This window comes from Nonomuraea lactucae, from assembly GCF_003313395.1.
Classification (GTDB): domain Bacteria; phylum Actinomycetota; class Actinomycetes; order Streptosporangiales; family Streptosporangiaceae; genus Nonomuraea; species Nonomuraea lactucae.
The window spans coordinates 1-5,214 of record NZ_QNFZ01000809.1; the positions used below are offsets into that span (position 1 = coordinate 1).

The window sequence follows — 5,214 nt, forward strand, 5'->3', positions numbered from 1 at the left end:
TCGACGATTTCGAACGAGGCGCCGGTGGCAGCCACACCGAGCCACTCCTTCACCGGAGTACCCGTGTTGATTAGACGTACAGGCTGAAACCGGTGCCGAAACTGCACTGCTCGCTAGCGAGGAAGGGCACGGCGGCGGCGATCTCCCCCGGCGCGGACGGCTACGGCCAGGCAGCCTGGCCATCGATGCCAGGTCACTACTTCAGCGGCAGCGTGATGCCGTCCAGCGCCAGCACCATGCACACGCACATGGATCGGCGAGTGTGAGGCCGGTGCCGGCGGCCGCCGCGGGTATGGGCGGGCAGATTCGCGACCAGCTCCGCAAGCGTGTCCGCCGTGAGATGGGCCGATTCCTCGGTCCGAGGCCGACGGCCCGGGAAGGGGGCCACGGGTCGCCGTCCGGCGCTGAATCGCTGGCGCTGGCTGCGCTGTCGTATCCGTTCTGGATGTGGGCCCGCCGGGGGCGGTGCACTGTGTGCGGATCAGCGGGCGATCGAGATCGCGAAGGGCGCGAATCCGCTGGACCGAATCACGTGCGGTACGAACAGTATCGCGGCCTCCGTGGCGCGGGCGGTCCGGATCCCGCCGAGATCAGTGATCCACTCCTTGCGCCAGCCGAGGTTGATGAGCAGTTCACGGACGGTCTGCTTGGCCTGCGGGTCCTCGCCGGAGAGGTAGGCGTCGGGCGCCTGGGTGAGCGTGGCCGGCGCGGTCATCACCGGGAAGAGCATGGTGTTGAGTGTCTTGACGACGCGCGTTTCGGGGAGCGCTTCCTGGAGTTGCTCGGCGAGGCTTGAGCCGGGGTAGATCAGGTCGGCGGGCAGTCCGTCGGGTCCGTCGACGGTGGCGTTGGAGACGTCGACGAGGATCTTGTCGCGCAGTTCCTCGCGCAGGGCGACGAGCCGGTCCAGCGAACCGGCGCCCGGGGTGGCGTTGATGACGATCTGGGCTGTCCGGGCAGCGTGGGCGGCGGCGCCCGGCGCGCGGTCCGCCACGGTCACCTCATGCCCTGCCCGGGTGAGGGCTGTGGCCAGGTTGCCGCCGACGCGGCCGTTTCCGAGAACTGCGATCGTGGTCATGATGATCTGGTCCTTCCGTGCGTGCAGGTTGTGGTGCGCGGTCAGCGTGAGAGCGTGGCGACGGCCTCGGCGTGGACGCCGGGCGCGGCGGCCAGGAAGCTCTCGCTCTGCGGGGTCCAGGGGCGGCCCTCGGCGTCGGAGATCTGTCCGCCGGCCTCGGTGACGAGCAGCGCCCCGGGCAGCAGGTCCGCGCGGGCGCCGGCGAACTGCCAGAAGGCGTCGATCCGGCCGGCGGCCACGTTCACCAGGTGCAGGGTCGCGGGTACGGCGGTGCGGACGACGAGCGCGTCGAAGAGCATCGCGGTGATCGAGGAGCCGACGCGCCGCACGACCTTCTCGTCCTCGTCCGGCCGGGCCTGGCTGGTGGCCACGATGCTCAGGCCGAGGTCCGCGGTCTGGGAGACGCGCAGCGGCCGGCCGTCGAGGTGGGCGCCCGCTCCGGTGAGCGCGGTGTAGGTCTCGCCGGTCAACGGCAGGTGGACCGCGGTGAGCACCGGCTGGTTCTCCCGCACGAGGGTGGCGGTCACCGCCCACTCCGGCAGGGCGTGCAGGTGGTTGACGTTGCCTTCGGCCGGATCCACGACCCACCATTCGCCGGGCGGCAGCGCCCCGCCGTCCAGTTCGTCCTCCACCCAGCCGGCGTCCGGGCGCAGGCGCGTGAGGCGGGGGCGCAGGATCTCGAGGGCCGTGTCGTCGTTGGCGGCGAGCGAGCGCATCAGCTCTTCGCGGGTCTGGTAGCGGATCACCTCGCCGAAGCGCTCGCGCAGCGCCGAACCGGCCGCGCGCACGGCGATCGCGGTCTGGCCGAGAAGGTCGGCGTCGGAGGCGGCGACGTCAGTGGTCTGAAGCGTTTCGGACATGGTGGTACTCCCATGTGAGGAGGGGTGAGGAGGCCCGGTCGGGCCAAGCTGTGCGTTCCGGCTTGCGCTCTCGTCTCGAAGGTATACAGCCCTTTGATTAACTTCAAATGCATGTCAAGCACGGCTAGGATTACTCGCATGCAATTGGATTTGAACCTGCTCGCCGCGCTCGACGCGCTCCTGGAGGAGGGAAGTGTGGCCGGGGCGGCCGCGCGCCTGCACGTCACCGCCCCCGCGATGAGCCGGAGTCTGGGCCGAATCCGGCGCACGACCGGGGATCAGATCCTGGTGCGCACCGGCCGCACGATGACCCCGACGCCGTATGCGATCGCCGTCCGGGAACAGGTACACGAACTGCTGCTCCAGGTCCAGGGGGTGCTGGCACCGAGCCGTGAACTCGATCTGGCAACGTTGGAGCGCACTTTCACACTCCGCTGGCACGATTCCCTGGTCGCCTTGAGCGGCCCCGCACTGCTCGCGGCCGTGCGCGGACAGGCGCCGGGCGTGCGATTGCGCTTCGTCGCGGAATCGAGCATCGACACCCCCGAGTTGCGGCGCGGCGAGGTCGACCTGGAGGCGAACGCCAACCGCCCGAGCGCACCGGACATCCGGGCCGAGAACGTGGGCGAGACCCGCCTTGTCATCGTCGTGAGGCAGGGGCACCCCCTCACCCGCGTCAGGACAGTCACCGCAAAGCGGTACGCCGCCGCCGAGCACGTCACCGTCTCGCGACGTGGAAACCTCAGCAATGCCCTCGACGACGCCCTCGCGCGGCTCGGCCTCGCCCGCCGCGTGGTGGCGACCGCGCCCACGGAAGCGGCCGCGCTGGAGTTCGCGCGCGGCTCCGATCTCCTGATCAGCGTCCCCGAAGCCACCACGCGGTCAGCGGTCGCCGACCTCGGCCTGGTCGTGCTCCCCCTCCCACTCGAACTGCCGTCGGCACCGATATACCTGTCGTGGCATCAGCGCTACGACACCGACCACGCCCACGCCTGGCTGCGCGGGCTGGCGCGAACCGCGCTGGCCACGTGCGGAGCCTCGTAGTCGGCGCCGTCCGGCCGCTTCACCCATACGTCCACGCGACCACCTTGCTGCCGCACGGCCGGCCGCTGTGCGGGCTCGCGTCAGATCACCAGCCCCCGGCGGTAGGCGTACACGACCGACCTGAACCCGGTCGCCAAGCCCGAGTTCGCCGAGAACGCAGGACACGAACGTTTTGACGGTCTCCTGACCCCTTCACCTCAATGCTGCTGGCCCGCTCCCGCCACGCCTCCGTCCGCTCCCTGAAGCGGTACGCACGCCCCAGCGTCGGCGCGGTCGCTCGGCACGTCGCCGAACGCGGCGGCGATCTGCTTGAACGTCAGCAGCGGCTTGTCCGTGCGGGTGCCGGCCATGGGGGCGGCCAGGCCGACGCCTGCGGCTCCGGCCGACCGCGACGAGGCACCGGGACATCCGCAGAAGGAGTCATACACAAACCAACGACGGATCTTCGGCGCAGGACACTAGCTTCGCCCCGAGGGCGGGAACGAGCTTGGTGGTCGATTCCCGAACGCTTTGGCGCGTTCTTTCAGCTCGGTGAACGTGGTGTTCAGCAGCGAGAGGAGGCCGGGGCGAGCAGCGCGGCGAAGATGCCCTGCATGGCGCGGGCGGTCACCAGGACGGTGGCGTACGGCGATCGCGGGCCGGCCTATGGGCGGCGGGCGATCCAGGTGGTGCGCGTCGTACGGACGCTCAGGTCGCCGCGGCGCGTGATGCCGAGCGGGTGGTTCTGGTCCAGGAGGGCGTCGAGTGCGGCCAGGTCGTCCGCGTCCAGGGCGTCGGCGGCATGGGAGCACAGCTTGGCCAGGCAGATGTGCGCGTAGCGGCCCAGTGCCGGGCCGGCCTGGGAGGCGGTGAGGCGGATCTCGAAGGGGCGGCGCGCCTCCACAGTGAACCCGGCGTCCGTGAGGGTCTGGGTCCATTCGTGAGGCGGCTGGGTGTTCGTCACGGCATGCAGGCGGGCTTCCAGGCTGGGGCGGCCGACACCGGCGTCCGGTGGCAGAAAGCGCGGGAAGAAGTCCATCTCGCTGACAGCGAGCAAGCCCCCCGGCCGCAGCTGCCCGTACGCCTGGGCCAGCGTCCGGACCGGATCACTCAGGTGGTGCAGGAACGCGGCCGCCCACATCAGGTCGTACGGCTGCGCGGGTAGGGGCCACGGCTCGTCCAGGTTCGCCTCCAGCGTGCGCACGCGCCCTGCGACGCCGCGCGCAGCCGCCTGCTTCTGCAGACGGTGCAGCATCTGCGGCGAGATGTCGGCCGCCGTGAGCGACGCGGAGGGAAACTGCTCGGCAAGCGCGAGGGTGCCGGTGCCGGGACCGCTGCCCACGTCCATGATCCGCTGCGGCGCAGGGTTAGCGAGAGCCGCGATCCAGCCGGTCAGCTCAGCCAGGTAGGGCTTGAGGACCTCAGCGTCCAGTTCCAGCAGCTCCGCCATCGCGACGTCGGAGCGGCTCGCATGCTCGCGCCCCATATGTCCGCTCTTGGTGTGGTGTGTGCTCATGACTCGACGGTAGGGTGATCCCTGCCATCAGGTCATACACTCTTGCCGGTGGAGCAAGAATCAACTCTCGACGCCGTCGTCAGGATGCGCATCCGATCCCTGCGCAAGGCGCGCGGATGGTCACTGGACAACCTCGCCGAGCGTGCGGACATCAGCCCGTCCCAGCTCAGTCGGATCGAGACCGGGCACCGACGCATCAGCCTCGACCAGCTGACTGCCATCGCGAGCGCCCTGGGTAAATCCCTCGACCAGCTCGTGGAATCCCCCGACGACTCCGACGTGGTCATCCGCCCCACTCGCGACGAGAACCGGGGCCTGACCACCTGGCTGCTCAGCGGCGACAACGGCCCCCAGGGGCTCACGGTCGCCAAGATGCGCATCACTGACCCGGTCGGCGCCGTCACACGCGACGACTTCGGTGTCCACCCGGGCCGCGACTGGTTCACCGTGCTGTCCGGCACAGTCGTCCTCTACCTTGGCGAACGCGTCATCCGCGTCGAAGCAGGACAGGCCGCCTCCTTCTCCACCATGACCCCCCACACCCTGCGCGCCGACCGCGGACCCGCCGAAATCCTGTGCATCCTCGACCACAACGGCGAGCGCAACCACCTACGGGCGGGGTAACTGACCGTACTGCCTGGCGGTCTGTAGCCAAACGAACGTTATCTTGAGCTTCGAAGCGGCGTGCGGCGTTGACCTGGGGCGATGCGGTGAGGACAGTGTTCATGAGGCAGCTC

At 69.9% G+C, this 5,214-nt stretch carries 6 protein-coding genes; 2 read left to right on the forward strand and 4 right to left on the reverse strand.

Annotated features, from left to right (window positions below; translation table 11 throughout):
* Positions 1 to 481: 481 nt before the first annotated feature.
* Together DQW85_RS28230 and DQW85_RS28235 are read right to left on the reverse strand one after the other, a co-directional pair.
* Positions 482 to 1,078, reverse strand: coding sequence for an NADPH-dependent F420 reductase (locus tag DQW85_RS28230; protein ID WP_113702916.1), 597 nt, complete (start codon positions 1,076 to 1,078; stop codon positions 482 to 484).
* A 41-nt stretch (positions 1,079 to 1,119) separates the two neighbouring features.
* Positions 1,120 to 1,938 carry an inositol monophosphatase family protein gene (locus DQW85_RS28235; protein ID WP_113702917.1) on the reverse strand — a complete coding sequence of 273 codons (819 nt, stop codon included), beginning with the start codon at positions 1,936 to 1,938 and terminating at the stop codon, positions 1,120 to 1,122.
* A gap of 150 nt (positions 1,939 to 2,088) precedes the next feature.
* Between DQW85_RS28235 and DQW85_RS28240 the strand changes: the two genes are divergently transcribed.
* Complete coding sequence (locus tag DQW85_RS28240; protein ID WP_205315472.1) at positions 2,089 to 2,982, forward strand: LysR family transcriptional regulator; 894 nt, start codon at positions 2,089 to 2,091, stop codon at positions 2,980 to 2,982.
* 197 nt (positions 2,983 to 3,179) lie between these two features.
* Here the strand turns inward: DQW85_RS28240 and DQW85_RS44905 are convergent, their stop codons facing one another.
* The gene (locus DQW85_RS44905; RefSeq protein WP_162795441.1) at positions 3,180 to 3,332 is read right to left on the reverse strand and encodes a hypothetical protein; all 153 of its coding nucleotides are present in this window, start codon (positions 3,330 to 3,332) and stop codon (positions 3,180 to 3,182) included.
* Positions 3,333 to 3,625: 293 nt separating this feature from the next.
* Positions 3,626 to 4,477, reverse strand: a complete 852-nt coding sequence (locus tag DQW85_RS28245) for a class I SAM-dependent methyltransferase (protein WP_113702919.1) — start codon at positions 4,475 to 4,477, stop codon at positions 3,626 to 3,628.
* Positions 4,478 to 4,525: 48 nt separating this feature from the next.
* Between DQW85_RS28245 and DQW85_RS28250 the strand changes: the two genes are divergently transcribed.
* Entirely contained in the window at positions 4,526 to 5,101 is a 576-nt protein-coding gene (locus tag DQW85_RS28250) for a helix-turn-helix domain-containing protein (protein ID WP_338043423.1), read from the forward strand.
* Positions 5,102 to 5,214: the final 113 nt, after the last annotated feature.